At 71.8% G+C, this 19,032-nt stretch carries 16 protein-coding genes; 5 read left to right on the top strand and 11 right to left on the bottom strand.

Annotated elements, in window-relative coordinates:
• Window positions 1-21: 21 nt before the first annotated feature.
• Window positions 22-624, bottom strand: a complete 603-nt coding sequence (locus PQI07_RS05500; protein ID WP_043386983.1) for a serine acetyltransferase — start codon at window positions 622-624, stop codon at window positions 22-24.
• A complete protein-coding gene (locus PQI07_RS05505; RefSeq protein WP_274926219.1) occupies window positions 621-1,226 on the bottom strand; it encodes a serine acetyltransferase in 606 nt (201 codons plus the stop codon). The genes PQI07_RS05500 and PQI07_RS05505 overlap by 4 nt, the downstream gene beginning before the upstream one ends.
• Window positions 1,227-1,353: 127 nt before the next feature.
• On the opposite strand from PQI07_RS05505, the gene PQI07_RS05510 reads away from it, so the two are divergent.
• From PQI07_RS05510 to PQI07_RS05525, 4 genes are read left to right on the top strand one after another with little or no spacing between them, the layout of a single operon-like run.
• Window positions 1,354-2,832, top strand: a complete 1,479-nt coding sequence (locus PQI07_RS05510) for a lipopolysaccharide biosynthesis protein (protein WP_274926220.1) — start codon at window positions 1,354-1,356, stop codon at window positions 2,830-2,832.
• A complete protein-coding gene (locus PQI07_RS05515; RefSeq protein ID WP_043350964.1) occupies window positions 2,829-3,770 on the top strand; it encodes a glycosyltransferase family 2 protein in 942 nt (313 codons plus the stop codon). Before PQI07_RS05510 ends, PQI07_RS05515 begins: the two co-directional genes overlap by 4 nt.
• Window positions 3,767-5,149, top strand: a complete 1,383-nt coding sequence (locus tag PQI07_RS05520; RefSeq protein WP_274926221.1) for a right-handed parallel beta-helix repeat-containing protein — start codon at window positions 3,767-3,769, stop codon at window positions 5,147-5,149. Before PQI07_RS05515 ends, PQI07_RS05520 begins: the two co-directional genes overlap by 4 nt.
• A 1-nt stretch (window position 5,150) precedes the next feature.
• A complete protein-coding gene (locus PQI07_RS05525; RefSeq protein ID WP_043760383.1) occupies window positions 5,151-6,278 on the top strand; it encodes a glycosyltransferase family 4 protein in 1,128 nt (375 codons plus the stop codon).
• 24 nt (window positions 6,279-6,302) lie between these two features.
• On the opposite strand, the gene PQI07_RS05530 is transcribed toward PQI07_RS05525, so the two are convergent.
• The gene (locus PQI07_RS05530; protein WP_274926222.1) at window positions 6,303-7,616 is read right to left on the bottom strand and encodes an MFS transporter; all 1,314 of its coding nucleotides are present in this window, start codon (window positions 7,614-7,616) and stop codon (window positions 6,303-6,305) included.
• A 180-nt stretch (window positions 7,617-7,796) separates the two neighbouring features.
• Between PQI07_RS05530 and PQI07_RS05535 the strand changes: the two genes are divergently transcribed.
• Window positions 7,797-8,948: a dimethylmenaquinone methyltransferase gene (locus PQI07_RS05535; RefSeq protein ID WP_043386967.1), complete on the top strand. Its 1,152-nt coding sequence runs from the start codon at window positions 7,797-7,799 to the stop codon at window positions 8,946-8,948.
• A 53-nt stretch (window positions 8,949-9,001) separates the two neighbouring features.
• Here the strand turns inward: PQI07_RS05535 and lptB are convergent, their stop codons facing one another.
• From lptB to nadA, 8 genes are all read right to left on the bottom strand, one after another.
• Window positions 9,002-9,853, bottom strand: coding sequence for an LPS export ABC transporter ATP-binding protein (gene lptB / locus PQI07_RS05540; protein ID WP_374701317.1), 852 nt, complete (start codon window positions 9,851-9,853; stop codon window positions 9,002-9,004).
• A gap of 8 nt (window positions 9,854-9,861) precedes the next feature.
• Complete coding sequence (locus PQI07_RS05545; protein ID WP_075381379.1) at window positions 9,862-10,521, bottom strand: LptA/OstA family protein; 660 nt, start codon at window positions 10,519-10,521, stop codon at window positions 9,862-9,864.
• A complete protein-coding gene (gene lptC, locus PQI07_RS05550) occupies window positions 10,518-11,237 on the bottom strand; it encodes an LPS export ABC transporter periplasmic protein LptC (RefSeq protein WP_043350977.1) in 720 nt (239 codons plus the stop codon). Before lptC ends, PQI07_RS05545 begins: the two co-directional genes overlap by 4 nt.
• A gap of 229 nt (window positions 11,238-11,466) precedes the next feature.
• Entirely contained in the window at window positions 11,467-13,299 is a 1,833-nt protein-coding gene (gene htpG, locus PQI07_RS05555) for a molecular chaperone HtpG (RefSeq protein ID WP_274926223.1), read from the bottom strand.
• A 164-nt stretch (window positions 13,300-13,463) separates the two neighbouring features.
• On the bottom strand, window positions 13,464-15,452 hold the full coding sequence (locus PQI07_RS05560; protein WP_446720941.1) for a potassium transporter Kup: 1,989 nt from the start codon (window positions 15,450-15,452) through the stop codon (window positions 13,464-13,466).
• Window positions 15,453-15,625: 173 nt separating this feature from the next.
• Window positions 15,626-16,498, bottom strand: a complete 873-nt coding sequence (gene nadC, locus PQI07_RS05565) for a carboxylating nicotinate-nucleotide diphosphorylase (protein WP_274926224.1) — start codon at window positions 16,496-16,498, stop codon at window positions 15,626-15,628.
• Complete coding sequence (locus PQI07_RS05570; RefSeq protein ID WP_274926225.1) at window positions 16,495-18,018, bottom strand: L-aspartate oxidase; 1,524 nt, start codon at window positions 18,016-18,018, stop codon at window positions 16,495-16,497. Before PQI07_RS05570 ends, nadC begins: the two co-directional genes overlap by 4 nt.
• Window positions 18,015-19,031, bottom strand: coding sequence for a quinolinate synthase NadA (gene nadA, locus PQI07_RS05575; RefSeq protein ID WP_274926226.1), 1,017 nt, complete (start codon window positions 19,029-19,031; stop codon window positions 18,015-18,017). The genes PQI07_RS05570 and nadA overlap by 4 nt, the downstream gene beginning before the upstream one ends.
• Window position 19,032 lies beyond the last annotated feature (1 nt).

The raw sequence follows: 19,032 nt of genomic DNA on the forward strand, positions 1-19,032 counted from the left end.
CACATCCCTGTGCGGCCGGGTCTAGCGCCCATGAATCGTCCCCTGGGGGCGCCGCGGACTGCGAACCTGCCGCTGGGCGATCATCGTCACGGTGCCCGCCGGCACATCCCGAAGACTGCAGACCGCGATGCCGACCGTCGCGCCCGCGCCGATGGCGACCGATCCCTGGATGGCGGCGTGCGCGCCGACGATCGCGCCGTCCCCGAGATCAGGACCGTCGGCGGGAAACGGCTGGTCCGGAAGGACCCAGTCCCGCGGTCCGACCAATGTCCCGGGCAGCAGCGTCAGGTCGGCCCCGGCCGTCGCGCAGAAGGCGACCCGCGCCGGATGCGGCACGAACAGGCCCGGCCCCACGCGCGAGCCCGGATGCAGGCTGGCCCCCGTGAGACGCAGCGACAGGTCCGCCACGAGGGCGGCCGAGCGGCGCCAGCCCCGGCCGTGCAGCAGATGCGCGGTTCGATGCAGGATCGCCACCTGCATGGCCGGAAGCAGGAGGTGCATCAGGCGTCGGAGCCGGGCGGTCGGCTTCCCCCCCGTGGTCTGGTGCAGGATGCGGGCGAAGTCGGCCGCCAGGAGGCGCCGCATCCCCGACAGGGTGCCATGGTCCGACATCGCGTTCCTCATGGCGCGACGTTCCGGCCGGGGAGCGGGCGCCAGGGTTGCGGCATGACCTCCTCGTCGGCCTCGACGGACTTCAGGGTGATGGTCCGCGGCCCGATCCGGGCGCGGTCCCCGACATGCACGGTGCCGAGGACGATGGCGCCCGCCTCCAGCATCACGTCGTCGCCCAGCACCGGAAGGCCCGGGCCGCCGCCGATATCCTGGTCCGGCTCCTTCAGCAGGCCGCCGATGGAGGCCTGGATGCCGAAGGCGGCATCGCGGCCCACGGCGCCGGCGATCACGGTCCCATAGGGCTGCGGCAGGAACAGGCCGCCGGCGATCCGGCTGGAGGGCGGGATGTCGGCGCCGGTCCACCAGCCGTTCACCAGCCACAGCAGCCACGCCGCCATCCGCCAGCCGCGCTCATGGGCATAGCGGGACAGGCGGTAGAGCCAGATCGCGTGGTAGCCCCGGCGGAAGGCCGCCGGCCCGCAACCGCGGCGGCGCCAATGATCCCGATCGGCGGCCAGGGCGGCCCGCACCTCCACCCATCGGAGGCGCCGTCCCGGCTCCGCTTCTGATCGGCGCGAGAGACACAGGTCCGACCCAGCGGCTGTCTCGGACATACGCAGTCCTCCGGTTTTGCCAACGCGATAACTCTGCAACCATAAATTGAGACACCGGTTGCAAGCCATACGCAGCCTGCCACGATGCAATCGTAGGTCGCAGTTTTCAGTCAGACGTCACCGAGAGATGATCCGCTTGGTAAACCGATTGTCGGGGCGCGGACGGGCCGGCGGGCTCCGTTATGGTGCGAATCTGCTCGGGCAGGCTGCCGGTCGCGGCGTCTACCTTGCGGCAGGCCTCGCGGCCTTCGTGATGGTCGGGCACATGGCCGGGCCGGCGGCCCTCGGTCGCTACGGCCTCGCCCTGGCGATCCTCGCGGTGGCGCTGATCGCGGCGGATTTCGGCACGACCCTGACCTTCGGGGCGCGCCTCGGTGCGATCGAACCCGAGATGCGGGCGGCCGAGTTCGGCCGAATGCTGTCGGCGCGGCTCGTCCTCGGTCTCGGGACCGGCGCGGCGCTGCTCTGCATTCTGCCGATGCTGCCGGACGCGATCCAGCCCGCGCTGGCGCTGGCCGCCCTGCTGATGCCCCTCGCGGCCGCCCGCTTCCTCGACGCCCTGTTCCAGGTCTGCGGGCGGCCCGGCTGGTCCGTCTGGCCGGCGCTCGCCAACGCCGTCATCCTGATCGGCGGGACCGCTCTCGCGCTCCGGTTGCAGCTTCCGGAGGCGGCCCTGAGCCTTGCGGCGGTCGGCGCCGGCATCGCCTACGGCGCCGTGGGACTGGCGCTCGCGCTGCGCCTCGTGCCCGCCCGCCTCGCTCCCCTGCCGCAGGCCCTGGCGACCATCCGGGCCGCGGCGGGCGTGGGCGTCGCGAATGCCCTCGGTTCGCTCAACGGCCGGATCAGCCTCATGATGCTGGCCGCCTTCGCGGGCGCGGCCGAGCTCGGCCAGTTCACGGCCGGCTTCCGGTTCTTCGAGCTCGGGGCCGCGGTGGCGATCACCCTGTGTGCGCCGCTCGTGCCGGTCTTCGGACGGGCCGTCGGCCCCCTGGTGGACGGACGGCCGCGGACCGGGACGGCAGCGCTGCGGACCCGGGTTCGCACGGCGCTGGTCCCGATCCTGGCCGCCTCCTGCGCGGGAGCGGTGGCGGCCTGCGCCCTCGCGGAGCCGCTCGTGCGCCTCGCCTTCGGGCCGGACTTCCCCGGCGCCGTCCCGGTGCTGCGCATCGCCACCGGGATGAGCGTCCTGCTGATCGCGGCCACGATCCTGTTCGCGGGCCTCGTGCCGCTGGAGCGGACCGGCTTCGCCGTACGCGGGAGCGCGGCGGCCTGCGCCACCAACCTCATCGCCTGCACGCTGCTGATCCCCTGGAACTCCCTGCTCGGCGCGGCGCTCGCGGCGCTGCTCGCGGAGGCCGCGATGCTCCTCGTGCTGGCCCATGCCTTCTGGCGGCAGGCCGGACCGCCCCTGGCGCTGGCGGACATCCCGATCCTGGCTGCGCCGGGCCTCATCACCGCCCTCGCCTGGGCGGCCGGCCCCGCCGCGCTGGCGCCCGGGACGGTCCCCGCCGTCGCGGCCGTCTCGGCCGCCCTGGTCGGGTGGCTGTGCCTGCGCCGCCCCCCGACCGATCCCCTCCCCCTCCCGCTTCCGGAAGCCTCGTCATGAGCGATGATCCCGTGCTCTCGGTCATCATCCCGACCTACAACCGCGCCGACACGCTGCGCCTGTGCCTCTGGGCCTTCGATCGGCAAGAGACGGACGCGCCCTTTGAGATCGTGGTCTGCGACGACGGCTCGACGGACGGCACCGGAGCGGTCATCGACCGCGCCGTCGCCGCGGCCCGGATCCCGGTGGTCCATCTGCGCCAGGAGAATGCCGGCGCCAACGCCGCCCGCAACCGCGCCATTGCGGCGGCCCGGGGCGAGCGCCTCCTGATCGTCAACGACGACACCATCCCGGTGCCGGGCCTCGTCGAGGCGCACCGGCGCGCCCATGCGCGGCGGGGGGGACGGAGGACCGCGATCCTCGGGCGCATGACCATCGACCCGGCCCTGCCGTTCTCGCCGTTCTCGGCGCTTCACCACGACGCCTCCTACGATGCGCTCGCGGGCCGCGACGAGGTCGGCTGGGACGCGTTCCTGACCTGCAACGTCAGCGTCGACCGGGGCTTCCTGGAGGAGGCCGGGGGCTTCGACCCGAAGCTGTTCTGGCACGAGGATATCGAGCTCGGCGAGCGGCTGGCCCGGCGCGGCATGCGCCTGTTCTACGCCCCCGAGGCGCTCGGCTATCACCATCACCTCCTGGACGAGGCGGCCTATCTGCGCATCGCAGAGCGCGAGGGCGCAGCCCTGGTGCTGTGGTACCGCAAGCGCCCGGACCTCGTCGCGGATCTCGGCCGGCTCGGCCTGGTCGGGCCGCCGCCGCTCGGCGCGGCGGCACGCCACCGGGTTGCCGACCTCGCGATGCCGCAGGCCCTGCTGCCCGGCTGGCAGATGGCGGCCCGCGCGCTGACGCGGATCAGCCCGGAGGCCGGCCGCAGCGTGTGGCGCCGGCTGTTTCAGCGGCGCAAGCGGCTCGCCATCGCCCGGGCGCTCGCGGCATGAGACAGCCCCGCACGATCCTCGGCAGCGCCCTCGCGGCGCTGGTCCTGCCGGTCCTGGCCGCCTGCGGCCCGGCCGGTGCGCAGGTGCAGCAGAACATCCTGGTCGATCCCGCCGGCGGCACGAAGCCCGGCTACACCACGGTGGCGCGCCTCGCCGACGTGTCCTTCGCCACCCTCGGCCCCGGCTCGACCGTGCTGGTCCGCGGCGGCAGCTATGGCGACGTCGTCTTCATCGGATCCCGCGGGACCGAGGCCGCGCCGGTCACGGTGGCGGCCGAAACCGGCACGCAACCGCGCCTGTCCAACTCGGTGGTGTTCGAGAACGCCGCCTACGTGACGGTCACCGGCCTGACCGTGCAGGGCGCGGTGAATTCCGGCTTCATCATCCGCCGGGGGTCGAGCCACGTGACGGTCGCGGGCTCGACCGTGTCCCGGTCCGGCCTCGGCATCTGGATCGGCGACGGCGCGGGCGCCGGGCACCGGATCACCGGCAACACCCTCTCCGGCAACCAGACCCACGGCGTCGCCGTCGACGTCATCAACGCGCCCCCCGAGGACCCGAGCTACATCCTCGACAACACCGTGACCGGCAACGGCATCCACGGGATGGAGATCAACGGCTCCGGCTACGTGGTGGAGGGCAACCGGGTCTCGGGCAACGGCGTCGGGATGTCGGGCACCTCCGGCATCCACGTCTACGCCAAGGACGCCGCCCAGGACGCGGGCGACCGCAACACCATCCGGTACAACATCGTCACCGGCCAGAAGGAGACCACCGGCCAGGACGGCAACGGCATCCAGATCGACCAGTGGTGTGACGACAACATCGTCGCGTTCAACGTCGCGGCCGACAATGACGGCGCCGGGATCAACCTGTTCGACGCCGGCTCCAACACGGTGGTGAACAATACGACCACCGGCAACATGCGCGATTCCGGCGGCAAGCACGTCTATCGCGGCGAGATCGTGCTCGCCTCCGACTACACCAAGCAGGTCGACCGCACGTCGAACAACCGGGTGCTCAACAACATCGCCTACGCGACCCGGCCGAACGTGGCCGCGATCGTGGTCGAGGCGACCACCACCGACAACAACAACGCGATCGGCCCGAACTTCCTCGGCAGCGCCGTCGGCGCCCCGCTCTACCGCTGGGGCAATCAGGCCACCGGCGACGGGACGAGCCTGCCGCTCAACGGCCAGGGGCCCGACCTCACCGGCACGCCCGCCTTCCGCGATCCTGCAAGCCCGATGACCGGCGGCCTCGCCCTGACCGCCGCCCCCGCCCGCGTCGGCATCCCGCTCGGCGCCACCCGCGACATCGCCGGCCGGGCCTACGCCCCCGGGGAGGCCCCGACCTTCGGCGCCTACAGGAGCCCTTGATATGCTTCGCATCGGCGTCGACGCGCACGTGCTCACCGGCAAGCCGCAGGGCAGCCGGACCTGGCTCGTGAACATCATCGGCCGGGCCGCCGCCCAGCACCCCGACGCCACCTACGTGGTCTATTCGGGCGATCCGGAGGCCTGCGCCCGCATCGTCTCGGGGGACAACATCGAGCACCGGCGGCTGCCGCGGGTCCCCGCGACCGTGCGGCTGACCCTGGTCTGGCCGTGGCTGTTCCTGCGGGATCGCCTGGACACGCTGCTCACCACCTACATCGCCCCGCCGCTGGTGCCGGGCGACCGGCAGGTGGTGGTGGTCCACGACATCCTGTTCGAGACCCATCCCGAATTCTTTCCCTGGTCGATGCGCTGGCGGAACAAGATCCTGACTCGGCTCTCGGCCCGGCGCGCCAAGCTGGTTCTGACCATCTCCGACTACAGCCGCGACTCCATCGCCAAGGTCTACGGCATCGAACGCCACCGCATCGCCGAGGTGCGCTGCGGCTCGACCCCGCCGCAGGCGGTCTCGGAGCGGACCCCGCTTGCGGACGGGCGGCCGTACCTGCTCATGGTCGGCCGGCTGGAGCCGAGGAAGAATCTCGGTCTCGTCCTCGATGCCTTCGCGCGGCTGCCGGAGGGCGCGGCGCGGCTCATCGTGGTGGGCAAGGGTGACGGCGAGCGGCCCGAGACCCTGGACCGCCTCGCCCGGACGCCGGACGCGGTGCACATCGCCGGCATCGACGACCGGGGGCTCTCCGACCTCTACGCCCGGGCCGCCGCCCTGGTCTTCCCGAGCCGCGGCGAGGGCTGGGGCATCCCGGTCCTCGACAGCCTCGCCCGGGGGACGCCGGTCATCGCCTCGAGCCTGACGGCCATCCCGGAGGCCGGCGGCAGCGCGGCGAGCTACTTCGACCCCGACGCCCCCGACCGGGTGGATCGGCTCGCCGAGCTGATGGGCGCGGCGATCGAGGGGCGGCTGCCCTTCGACGCGACCGCCGCCCGGGCCCATGCCGCGCGCCACGACTGGGACGGACCGGCCGCCACCTTCGTGGACCTGATGCGCGGCAGCTTCACGGCCCGCACGCATCTCCGGGACCTGATCCTGGCTGCGCCGAACCTGCGGGGGTGACGCCAGCGGAGACCGTCCGCCGGCTTATTGCGCGGCCCTGAATTGACCGACCACCGGACCCTCCGGCGCCTCGTCGGCGATGGGATCCCGGATCAGCGTCCAGTAGCCGAGCGCCGCCACCAGGGCGATCACCGCCCCGGTGATGAAGGCCATCGAGAAATGGCCCGTGCCGCCGACGATGAAGCCCGTCACGGTCGGCGCCAGGGCGCCGCCGATATAGCCGCCGAAATTCTGCATCGCGCCGAGCGACGCCGTGCAGCTGGCCGGCGCCGCCACGGAGGCCATCGCCCAGGCCGACGACGAGCTCACGTAGACGAGGAAGAGCGAGGCCGAGATGCAGGCGATGGCGAGGGTGTCGCTCGGCGTCAGCGCCGCCACGACCGTGCAGGCGGCGGTCGCCACCAGGGATCCGACCATCGGGATCTTGCGGCTGCGGATCGGGTCGACGCCCCGGCGGACCAGCATGTCGACCACGCGGCCGCCCAGGATCCCACCCAGCACGCCGAAGGCGAAGGGGATCGAGCCGACGAGACCGGTCTTCTGCAGGGTGAAGTGCCGCTCGATCTCAAGGTAGCTCGGCAGCCACGCGGTGTAGAGCCACGTCATGTAGATGCAGCCGAAATAGCCGACGATCATCCCCCAGCTGGTGCGGAACCCGAAGAGCCGGCGCCACGCGCTCCAGGTGACCGGGCGGCTGGCATTCGGGGCATCGCCCTCTTCCAGGAAGGCGCGCTCCCCCGGCGTCAGGTCGGTCTCGCGCGGGTTGCGGAAGACCCCGTAGACGATCGCGGCGAGCACGAGGCCGGCCGCCCCCATGATCACGAACATCGCCCGCCAGCCGAAGCTCACCATGAGGAAGGTCAGCAGCGGCAGGGCCAGGAAGGTCCCGAGCGAGGAGGCGCAGTTCCAGATCCCCGTGGCGGTGCCGCGCTGGCGGATGTTGAACCAGTCGCGGGAGACCCGGGCGCAGGTCGGGAAATGCGGGGCCTCGCCGATCCCGAGCACGATCCGCGCGCTCACGAACTGCCAGAACGACGTCACCGCGCCGCCGAGCATCTGGCCGAACGACCAGCAGGTCAGGCCGAGCGTCAGCGTCAGGCGCGGTCCGAACCGGTCGGCGAGCACACCGGCCGGCAGCTGTGCGAAGGCGTAGGCCCAGAGGAAGGCCGAGAGCAGCAAGCCCATCTCGGGGATCGAGAGGCCGAGATCCTCCCGGATCAGCGGGTTGGCCACCGCCAGGGTGGCGCGGTCGACGTAGTTGACCACGCCCGCCGTCACGAGAAGGGCAAGCGAGATCGTCTGGATGCGGCGCACGCGCGGCGTTGCGGCCAAGGCCATCGTATCCTCCCGGAATGGCGGGCCCGTTGAGGGTCTCCGTGGCCGGCCGGTCCTGTGCGACTCGTGGCGGCCCGGCACCATTCTGCACCGAACGCCGCCGGACGGAAGGTCCGCCACCCCTCGCCTCGCGGCGCCGGGCGTCGTAGACCGGCCGCTCCGTCATCCTTCGAGTCCGGACCGTTGCGCCTGATCCAGATCACCCACCACGACCTCGACGGCTACGGCGCCTCCACGGTCGCCGCCGCCTGCGCCACGGTCGAGCGCGTCGTCCACGTGCCCCGCTACAGCGATGTCGGCCCGGTCTTCGAGGACGAGATCAAGCGTCTCGGCCGCGCGGCGGAGCGCGAGATCCTGCTGATGACGGATCTCGGCCTGGAGGAGCAGACCATCGCGGGCCTGAGGAAGTTCGCCGCGATGAACCGGCGCCGGGAGGACGGGCAGAAGCACCGCCTCGTGGTCCTCGACCACCACGCCTCGTCCCTCGACCAGATGCGCCGGCTGGGGCTGGAGGCGACCGCCGATGCAGCGCGCCCGGCGCTCCACCGGATCGATCTGGGCGATCCCGAGATCGCCGTGCTGATCGAGGACGACATCTGCGCCACGCGGATGACCTTCGAACACCGGGCCCTGTTCGCAACGCACGAACCCGCGACCGACCTGTCGAGCCTGCTCTCCGCGGTCGATGCCGTCGACCTCTGGCGCAAGGAGAGCCCGGCCTTCCGCGGCGGGCTCGCCCTGGACGAGTTGTTCTGGGAAGTCGTGTCGAGCTACGTGCCGGTCGGCCATCCCTGGCACGACCGGTTCGTGTCCGACATCCTGCTCGCGGCCGCCGCCTCCCTGCGGGACGGCGCCAACCCGGCCGAACTCGAGCGGCGCGCCTCGGAGATCCGCACCGGCGTGGTCGACGCCCTGCTGCGCGAGGCGCCCGACGACGATCCGACGCTGACCACGCGCATGCGCCTCGCCCGGGCCCTCGCCCGCTCGGACGCCCTGTTCCGCCCGCTGAAGGACGGCACGCTCCTGTCCTTCGCCCTCGATTCGGGCACCTTCCAGCGGGTCTCCGACCTGATCATGGATGCGGGCCGCGCCAAGCGCGTCGTCAACGTCCAGCGGATGGGCACGCTGTCGTTCCGCTCCAATGACGGCACGGCGCTCGACGGCGCCCGCCTGTTCCGTGGCGGCGGCCACCGCGACGCGGCGGGCGGCCGGCTCCAGAGCGGCTCGGCCTTCTCGATGGCGGACGCGATCGCGCAGGTGGAGCCGGTGCTGAACCCGGAGAAGCCCGCGGGTTCCGACAGCCCGTTCGCGGCGCTCAAGAACTGGAAGGGGTGAGGCGCGGCCGCCTCCGCCCCGTCTTCGCTCCCCTCGTAGGGGCGAAGTCCGGCCTAAAGCCTGAAATCCTCGCCGAGATACAGGCGTCGCGCATCCGGGTTCGCCACGATCTCCTCCGGCGTGCCCTCGGTGAGGATGCGGCCGGAATGGGCGATGTAGGCCCGGTCGATCAGGCCCAGCGTCTCGCGGACGTTGTGGTCGGTGATCAGCACGCCGATGCCGCGCTGCTTCAGGTGCTTCACCAGATCCTGGATGTCGCCCACCGCGATCGGGTCGATGCCCGCGAAGGGCTCGTCCAGCAGCATGAAGGTCGGCGAGGAGGCGAGCGCCCGGGCGATCTCGCAACGCCGCCGCTCGCCGCCCGAGAGCGCGATCGAGGGCGACTTGCGCAGGCGCGCGATGTCGAACTCCTCCAGCAGGGAATCGAGCTTGCGGGCGCGCGCCTTGCGGTCGGGCTCGGCCACCTCCAGCACCGCGCGGATGTTGTCCTCGACGGTGAGCCCGCGGAAGATCGAGGCCTCCTGCGGCAGATAGCCGATCCCGAGCCGCGCCCGCTGGTACATGGGCAGGTGCGTGATCGGCAGGCCGTCCAGGGTGATGTGGCCGCGATCGGCCGCCACCAGCCCGGTGATCATGTAGAAGATCGTGGTCTTGCCGGCGCCGTTCGGGCCCAGCAGTCCCACGGCCTCGCCGGTGCGGACGGTGAGCCCGGCCTCGTGGACCACCGTGCGGGCGCCGTAGCTCTTACGCAGGCCGCTCACGCTGAGGATGCCGAGGCCGCCCGCCTCGGCCGCGGACCAGCCCTCGGCCTCGGCCGCGTCCGGCTGCCGCGCGCGCCGGCCGAACAGGCGGCCGAGCCAGCTCGTTCGGCCCGCCGGGTCCTGCGGGCCAGCCTGGAACGCCACGGCGCCGCTCAATCGACCTGCGCCTTCGGCCTGGGCGGCGGCTGCGTGCAGCCCTTCGCCTTGCCGTCCTTGGCGTCGGACTTCTCGCCGGGCACGAACAGGGCCGAGACGCGGCCGCCCGCCACCGGGTCCATGTTCGCGCGCCCGGTGTTCATGTCGTAGACGAGCCGCTGGCCGCGGGTGACGTTCTGGCACTGGCTCAGGACGACATTGCCGGTCAGCACGATCCGCTTGGCGTCCTGATCGAACACCGCATGGTCGCCGGTGGCGACCTGATCCTTCTGCACCACCGTCACCGGACCGGCGCAATCGACCTTCTGGATCCCGTTCTCGGCGGGATTCCGGGGCGCCGCTTCGGCCCCCTCCTCCTTCGCCTCGCCCTTGGCAGCCTTGCCGGGCGCGTCCTTGCCGCGCTTGTAGGTGACCGTCATGGTCGAGCACCGGATGGTGCTGTCGCCCTGCACGGCCACGACGTTGCCGGCGAAGATCGCCTTGTTCTCCCGGTCGAACACGTCGAGCCGGTCGGCGTCGATCTTGATCGGGTCCTTGCCTCCGCCCCCGATATTCCCGAAGGGCGAATCTTTCCGCGCGGACTTCTCGGCGAAAGCCGGGCCGGCGAGAACCAGCCCCGCCGCCAGGGCGGCCCAGACGAGGCGGGCGGCGCTCATCGCGCACCGTCCGCGGCTTGGGCGTCCGACGTCAGGATGCGGGCCTGCGGCTTCTCGGCCTGATCCTCGTTGAGGATCACCACCTGGACCTTGCCCACGAAGGAGATCCGCTTACCGTTCTCGACGACGTCGAGGGTGTCGGCCTTCACGGTGGCCCGCGGGCTCGAAACGGTGACAGGCTCCTGCGAGCTGATGGCGCCGGTCTTGAACGCCACGGCGGCCGAGCGCAGGCGCACCTCCTCGCCCTTGTCGGTCCAGATCCGGATGTCGTCCTTCAGGTCGAGCGCCTCGCGGGCCGTGTCGAACAGGCCCGACACCGCCGAGAGCCGGGCGATGCCGCCCTGATCGTCGGTGGCGATGTGGCCGCGCATCTGCTGCAGCTCGATCTGGCTCGGCTTGCGGACGTCCTGCAGGGCGGCGTCCGCCGTCACCTCGTAGCCGCGCGTTCCCTGGCGGAAGCCCGAGAGCCGCGGATTCTCCATGCGGACCTTCGAGCCCGCCAGCGTCACCGGACCGACCGAGACGCCCGGCAGCTGGGCCGCGAAAGGATTGAACAGGTACCCCAGCAGCAGCGCCACCGAGCCCCCGGCGACCACCGGAATCATGCGGCGCATGGTGCGCACGCGTCCGCTGTGGCGATACGCCCGGGCATGGGCCCGGGTCCGCGCCGCCGCGACCGCCTGTCCGTTGCCGGCTTCAGCCTCGACCGGGTTCATGCAGCGTCCGTGAGGCGCGCCTGACGCGCGCGAGAGGGTTCGGCTCAGACGCCTGCGGCCCCCACCGCGCCCGCGCCATCGGCCGGGCAATGATCCCGACCGGTGGCGAAGTTATGGCTCGACCGTTTCCGAATGATCAACCGAACCGACAATCGTCCGGCGCGGATGTGTGTGGAGACACACGCCGCGCGCGGCTTTCCGCCTGCGCCCGGCGCGTGTCTCCGTAGTCCTACGCGCTGCGCGCCGCCGCCAGGGCCGCCGCCACGGTCCGGGCGAAGGCCGCCGGGTCGCGGGGGCTGTCGCCATCCTGGATGCGGGCGAGGTCGAGGAGCGTGCCGGCCGCCTGCGGCACCTCCGATTCGGGGGCCGCGGCCAGCACCCGAATCAGCGGATGGCGCGGGTTGATCTCCAGGACCGGCTGCCCGGCCCCGGCCCGCCCTGCCCGCCGCATGAGCCGCTGCATCTGCAGGTCTGGGCCTCCGGTCCCGGCGGACAGGACCACCGCCGAGTCGACCAGCCGGTCGGTGGTGCGCACGTCCGAGACCTCGCTGCCCAGCGCGGTCTTCACGGCGGCCACGAACGCATCGATGCCCTCGGGCGCCTCCGGCTGCTCGCCCTCGAGGGCGAACTTCGACAGGTCGAGCCCACCCTTGGTGATCGAGCGGAGCGGCTTCTCCTCGAAGCTGCCGAGCTGGTCGGGCCAGAAGGCGTCGACGTGATCGGAAAGCAGCAGCACCTCGAGACCGCGCGCCTTGAAGCCCTCGAGCTGGGGCGACGACTTCAGCGCCTCCGCATCGTCGGCGACGAGGTAGTAGATCGCCTCCTGGCCATCCTTCATGCGGGATACGTAATCCGGCAGGGAGGTCCAGCCCTCCACCGCCGAGGAGCGGAAGCGCAGGAGCGGGGCGATCTCACCCCGGCGCTCGAAATCCTCGTAGATGCCCTCCTTGAGGACGGGGCCGAAATTCTCCCAGAAGGCTTGGTAGCCCTCGGCGTCCTTGGCGCGGGTTGCGAGTTCGGACACGACGCGGCCGGTCACGGCGCGGCGGATCCGCGCCAGGGCCGGGGTCGATTGCAGCATCTCGCGGGACACGTTGAGGGGCAGGTCTTCGGTATCGACCACGCCCTGGACGAAGCGCAGCCAGGGCGGCAGCAGTTCGGCTTCGTCGGTGATGAACATCCGCCGCACGTGGAGGCGGACCTTGCTCTGCCGCTCGTTCTCGAGCGCCTGGAAGGGCTTCGAACCGGGGATGAACAGCAGCGCGGCGAATTCGAGTTGCCCCTCGGCGCGCCAGTGGAGCGTCGCCCAGGGCTTGTCGAAGTTCATGCCGATGGAGTGGTAGAACGCCTCGTACTGCTCCTCGGTGACCTCGGACTTCGCCTTGCGCCAGAGCGCGGTGCCCTGATTGGCCGATTCGTCCTTGCCGTCGCGCACGACCGCGATCGGCACAGTGATGAAGTCGGCCCATTTCCGCACGAGATGGTCGAGCCGGTAAGGCTCCAGGTACTCGTCGGCGTCGCCCTTGAGATGGAGCACGATGTCGGTGCCGGGTTCCGCCCGGGTGGCAGGCTCCAGGGTGTAGTTGCCCTGGCCTTCGGAGGCCCAGGTCCAGGCCTCGTCGCTGCCGGCGCGGCGCGACGTGACCGTCACCCGGTCGGCGACCATGAAGGCCGAGTAGAAGCCGACGCCGAACTGGCCGATCAGGCTCGGCCGGTCCTCGGCCTTGGCGGATTCCAGCGTCTGCGAGAACGCCCGCGTGCCGGAGCGCGCGATGGTGCCGAGGTTGGTGGCGAGATCCTCCTTGGTCATGCCGATGCCGGCATCCGACACGGTCAGGGTCCGCGCCTCCTTGTCGGGGGCGATGCGGACCTTGGCGTCCGCCGGCAGGGCGCTCGCCGCCGAGGTCAGGGCCTCGAACCGCCGCCGGTCCATGGCGTCGGCGGCGTTGGCCACGAGTTCGCGCAGGAAGATCTCGCGGTCGGAATAGAGCGCGTGCACGACGAGGTCGAGGAGCCGGCCTACCTCCGCCCCGAACTCGTGCCGCTCAATCGTCTCGCTCACGGGTCATGCCTCCGCTGTGGGAAAATCGCGGTGGCGATATGCTGGCGAACGCGGCCGTTTTCAATGCGCCGCGCGGGCTCGGCATCGCCGTCATGGCGGTCCGTCGCCTGTGGAGGCCCTGCCCTTCGGGCGTGCCGCGGCGCGGCCCTGTTCAGGGCCCCGGTTCAAATCTCGATCTCGGTTCCCACCTCGACGATCTGCCGGGTCGGCAGGCCGAAATGGGCGCCGGTGCGCTCGGCATTGCGCTTCATGAAGCTGAACATCGCCTCCCGCCAGGGCGCCATGCCGGGATGGGTCGGCGACGGGATGACCACCTCGTGGCCCACGAAGTAGGTGATGTCCTCGAGGTATTCCGGAGGCAGGAGGCCGCTCGCCACGGCGCATCGCAGCCCCTCGGGGATCGAGGCGGTTTGCATGAAGCCGTACCGCAGGACGACGCGTTCCATGCCGGGCGTGAACTTCGAGATCGCCTTGCGGATGCCCTGCGCAACCAGCGTCACCTGCGCCCGCTCGGCGGCGCAAATGACCGGCTCCTCCTCGTAGACGACGGTGATCAGGAGGATCCGCTCGTGGAGGCACCGGCTGCGCTCCAGCAGACGGCCGAGGGCCATCGGGATGCCATCGGTGGCGGCGGTCAGGAAGGCCGCGGTGCCCGGGAGCGTCACCGGCGGGTGCGAGGTCAGGCGGGCGAGGAAGGTCGCCTCGGACATCCGCATGGTCTGGCGGACGGATTCGAGAACGCGGTTGCCCGTCATCCATGTCAGCATCAGGAAGGCGACCGCGGCGGCCAGCAGCAGCGGAAACCAGCCGCCCTCGAACAGCTTCACGCTGTTGGCGGCGAAGAACACGGCGTCGAGGGTGAGGAAGGCGCCGTTGACCGCGAAGACCAGGATCGGATTGTAGCCCCAGCGCAGCGCGATGAGCGCGGCGAGCAGGGTGGTGATGCCCATCAGGGCCGAGACCGCGATGCCGTAGGCGCCGGCGAGGGCGTCGGAGGAGCCGAACACCACCACCGCCGTGAGGGTCGCTGCGGCCAGGAGCCAGTTCACCGCCGGCACATAGATCTGACCGCGCTCGTCCCGGTCTGTGTGGACGACCCGCATCATCGGCATGAAGCCGAGCTGGATCGATTGCTGGGTCAACGAATAGACGCCCGAGATCACCGCCTGCGAGGCGATGACGGTCGCCATCGTGGCCAGGGCGACCAGCGGATAATGGGCCCAGTCGGGGGCGAGCCGATAGAACGGATTCTCGATCGCACCGGGATCGGCGATGATCAGGGCGCCCTGCCCGCAATAGTGGATCAACAGCGCCGGCAGCACGAGACCGAACCACGCGAAGCGGATCGCGGGGGCGCCGAAATGGCCGAGATCGGCATACATCGCCTCGCCGCCGGTCACCGCCAGGAAGGCCGCGCCCAGCATCAGGAAGCTGACATGCCAGCCGGCATGGACGAGGAAGTCCACCGCCCGCAACGGGTTGGCCGCCGCCAGGATTTCCGGCGTGCGCAGGATGCTGGGGATCGCGAGCAGGACGAGGACGACGAACCAGACGAGCATCACGGGCCCGAACACGCGGCCGATGGCGGCCACGCCCTTGTGCTGGACCAGGAACAGCCCGACGAGGATGACGAGCGTGATCGGCACCACGTACGGGCCGAGCGCCGGCGCATCGACCTTCACGCCCTCGATCGCCGACAGGACCGAGATCGCCGGGGTGATCGCGCCGTCGCCGTAGAGCAGCGCCGCCCCCACCAGACCGACCACCAGAAGCAGCGCCTTCCCCGTGCCCGGCCGGGCCTGCCGGGCGCCGAGCAGCGCCAGCATGGCGACAATGCCGCCCTCGCCGCGGTTGTCGGCGCGCAGGATCAGCACCGCGTATTTCAGCGACACGATCAGGATCAGCGACCACAGGATCAGCGACACCGCCCCCGTGGCCGCCGCCGGCACCGCGGCCCCGCCGGCGGTCGCCGCCTTCACAGCCTCCTTGAACGCGTAGAGCGGGCTCGTGCCGATGTCGCCGTACACGACGCCCAGCGCGCCCAGCATCAGCGCGGCGCCGGGCCCATGTCGGACGGCACCGGGTTTGCGCGCCACCGGCGCCGCCGGAAGATCGACCGCCGGGGCAGCCGCGGAGGGCAGGGCTTGGCTCACGGTCACGTCCGGTCGATGGCGTCGCGGTTGGGCGAAACCTTAGCGAGTCGGTCGCGCGGCGATAGACTTCGGGTGTCTCAGCCGCGCTGATGACGAAGACTTGTCACCCGAACGTGATGATCTTCGAGCCCTGCCCGACGGCGGATCTCCGTTGCGCCCCGGAGGTCGCCCATTCAGGCCGCGTCGAGACCCAGGTCGATGATCGCCGCCGAGTGGGTGATCCAGCCGCAGGAGATCAGGTCGACGCCCGAGGCCGCGACCGCCCCCACCGTCTCGCGGGTGATCCGGCCCGACGCCTCGGAGAGCGCGCGTCCGTCGATCATCGCCACCGCGCGGGTGAGCTGATCGGGCCCCATATTGTCGAGGAGCACCGCGTCGACCCCGACCGAAAGGGCCTCCTCCAGTTGCTCCAGGCTGTCGACCTCGCACTCGATCTTCACGAGATGGCCGGCCCGGGCGCGGGCGCGCTTGATGGCCGGCACGATGCCGCCCGCCACCGCCACGTGGTTGTCCTTGATCAGCACGGCATCGTCGAGGCCGAAGCGGTGGTTCGACCCCCCACCCGCGCGCACGGCGTGCTTCTCCAGGGCGCGCAGGCCCGGCGTGGTCTTGCGGGTGCAGACGATCGAGGCCTTGCCGTGCGGGCGGGCCGCCTCGACGAGGCCGTGGGTGGCCGTGGCGACGCCCGACATCCGGCAGAGCAGGTTCAGGGCGACGCGCTCGGCGGTGAGGATGGCGCGGGCCGGCCCCTCGAGGTGCAGCACCACGTCGCCCGGTGCGACGCGGGCCCCGTCGCCGCGCTCGACCGTGACGGTGACGGCCGGATCGACCAGCGCGAACGCGATGGCGGCGGCATCGGTGCCGGAGATCACGCCGTCCTGGCGGGAGGCGATCACGCCGCGCATCCGCTCGCCGGGGGGCACGATGGCGTCGGTCGTGATGTCGCCGGCCCGGCCGAGATCCTCCAGCAGGGCGGCGCGCACTACCGGCTCCACCAGGAGCCGCGGCAGGGGCAGGATCGCGTCGGAGAAGACCGATCGGGTCATGGCGTCAGGGCCTCCTCGGCGACCGTCCGGCCGCTCTGCGCCGCCCGGAGATCGGCCAGCGTGGTCTCGGTATGGGTCGCGGCTGCGAGATGCGGATGATCGCTGCGCCAATGGGCGCCGCGGCTCTCCTGGCGGTCCAGCGCGCCGCGGGCGATCAGCAGCGCCACCAGCGCGGCGTCGCAGGATTCCGCCTGAGGCGTCAGGGCGGCGACCGCCCCCCCGAGGCCGGCGGCGTCGCGCACGACCCCGACCTGGCGCTCCATCAGGCCACGGATCGCCGTCAGGTCACCGGAGGTGCGGGCGGTCACGGCCTGGGGCACGATGGCCGCCGGCGGCGGCGCATCGAGCCCGTCGGCGATGAAGCGGGCATAGGCGAGCCCTTCCAGCAGGGAATTGCTGGCGAGGCGGTTGGCGCCGTGCAGGCCCGTGGAGGAGACCTCGCCGCAGGCATAGAGGCCCGGCACCGACGTGGCGCCGTGCGCGTCCACCTTCACGCCGCCCATATGGTAGTGCGCCGCCGGGCGGACCGGGATCGGCTGCACGGCCGGGTCGATGCCGGCGGCGGCGCAAAGTCCCGCCACCGTCGGGAAGCGCGTCGGCATCGCGGCGCCGAGCGCACCGCGGGCGTCGAGATAGACCGTGCGGCCGCGCTGCAGCGCCTGGAAGATGCCGCGGGCGACGACGTCGCGGGGGGCGAGATCGCCGCCGGCGATACCGGCCATGACGGGTGCGCCGGTCTCGTCGATGAGTCGGGCGCCCTCCCCGCGCAGGGCCTCGGTGGCGAGCGGCATCGGGTCGGCGCCGGCCGCGATGGCGGTCGGGTGGAACTGCACGAACTCCATATCGCGCATGACGGCACCGGCCCGGGCGGCGAGCGCCAGACCGCGGCCGACGGCGCCGGGCGGGTTCGTGGTCGCCGCGTAGAGGGCGCCGACGCCGCCGGTGGCCAGCACCACGGCGCGGGCCGGGATGCGGAACAGGGCACCGTCGCGCTCGGCGACGATGCCGGCCACGGACCCGCGCGCGTCCCGGAGCAGGTCGCAGGCCCGCGCCGTGACGATCTCGACGGACGGCGCAGCGAGAACGGCCCGCACCAGCCCTTCGAGCACGCGCGCCCCGGTCGCGTCGCCGCCGGAGCGGACGATGCGGCGGCGGCCATGCGCGGCCTCAAGCCCGAGCGCGAGCGCGGCATCGTCGGTCCGGTCGAACGGGACGCCGATCCGCACCAGCCAATCGATCAGGCCCGGCCCTTCCTGAGCCACGCGGAGCGCGACGTCGGACTCGGTCAGCCCGGCGCCGGCCGCTTCCGTATCGGCGGCGTGCAGTTCCGCCGCGTCATCGGCGCCGACCGCGGCGGCGATGCCGCCCTGCGCCCAGCCGGTGGCGGTGCCGAGGCCCAGGGCCGACGCGGTGACCAGCGTCACCGGCCGGGGCGCGAGACGCAGCGCGACGCTGAGCCCCGCGACGCCGCCGCCGACCACGACGACGCGGTCGGCGGTGCTGGGCGAGACGGCGTTCATCGCGTGCGCACCTGGAGCATGCGCTCCACGGCCGCCCGGGCCCGGTCGGCCAAAGCCGGATCGACCGTGACCTCGTGGGTCATCGTCTCCAGCGCGCGGCGGATGTTCGCCAAGCTCATCCGCTTCATGTGCGGGCACATGTTGCAGGGCTTGATGAACTCGATATCCGGGTTCTGCGCCGCGATGTTGTCGGCCATCGAGCACTCGGTGACGAGCACCACCTGCTTCGGCCGCTTATCCACGACGAAGTCCATCATCATCGCGGTGGAGCCGGAGAAGTCGGACTCGGCCACCACGTCGGGCGGGCATTCCGGATGCGCGATCACCGTCACGCCGGGATAGCTGTCGCGGACCTCGCGGATGTCGGCCGGGGTGAAGCGCTCGTGCACCTCGCAGTGGCCGGCCCAGGTCAGGATCTCGACCTCGGGAATCTCGGCCTGGACGTTCTGCGCCAGGAACTCGTCCGGGATCATCAGCACGCGGGGCGCATTCAGCGACTTCACCACCGCGACGGCGTTGCCGGAGGTGCAGCACAAATCCGACTCGGCCTTCACGGCCGCCGAGGTGTTCACGTAGGTCACGATCGGCACGCCCGGATACTTCGCCCGCAGGCCGCGCACGTCCGCGGCCGTGATCGAATCGGCCAGCGAGCAGCCCGCGCCCATGTCGGGGATCAGCACGGTCTTGGCCGGGTTCAGGAGCTTGGCGGTCTCGGCCATGAAGTGGACGCCCGCCAGCACGATCACGTCCGCGTCGACATTCACCGCCTCGCGGGCGAGCGCGAGGCTGTCGCCGACGATGTCGGCCACCGTGTGGAAGATCTCGGGCGCCTGGTAATTGTGCGCCAGGATCACGGCGTTGCGCTCCCGCTTCAGGCGCAGGATCGCCTCGATGTCGGGGGCGAGCGCCGGCCACTCGATCGCGGGAACGTGCCGGCTGACGCGGGCGTAGAGATCCGGAAGCGGCAGGCCCGGGATGGGCGTGCGGGAGACGGGTGCAACGGTCGCCGCCATG

It is taken from the genome of Methylobacterium sp. 092160098-2, from assembly GCF_028920805.1.
GTDB classification, from domain to species: domain Bacteria; phylum Pseudomonadota; class Alphaproteobacteria; order Rhizobiales; family Beijerinckiaceae; genus Methylobacterium; species Methylobacterium fujisawaense.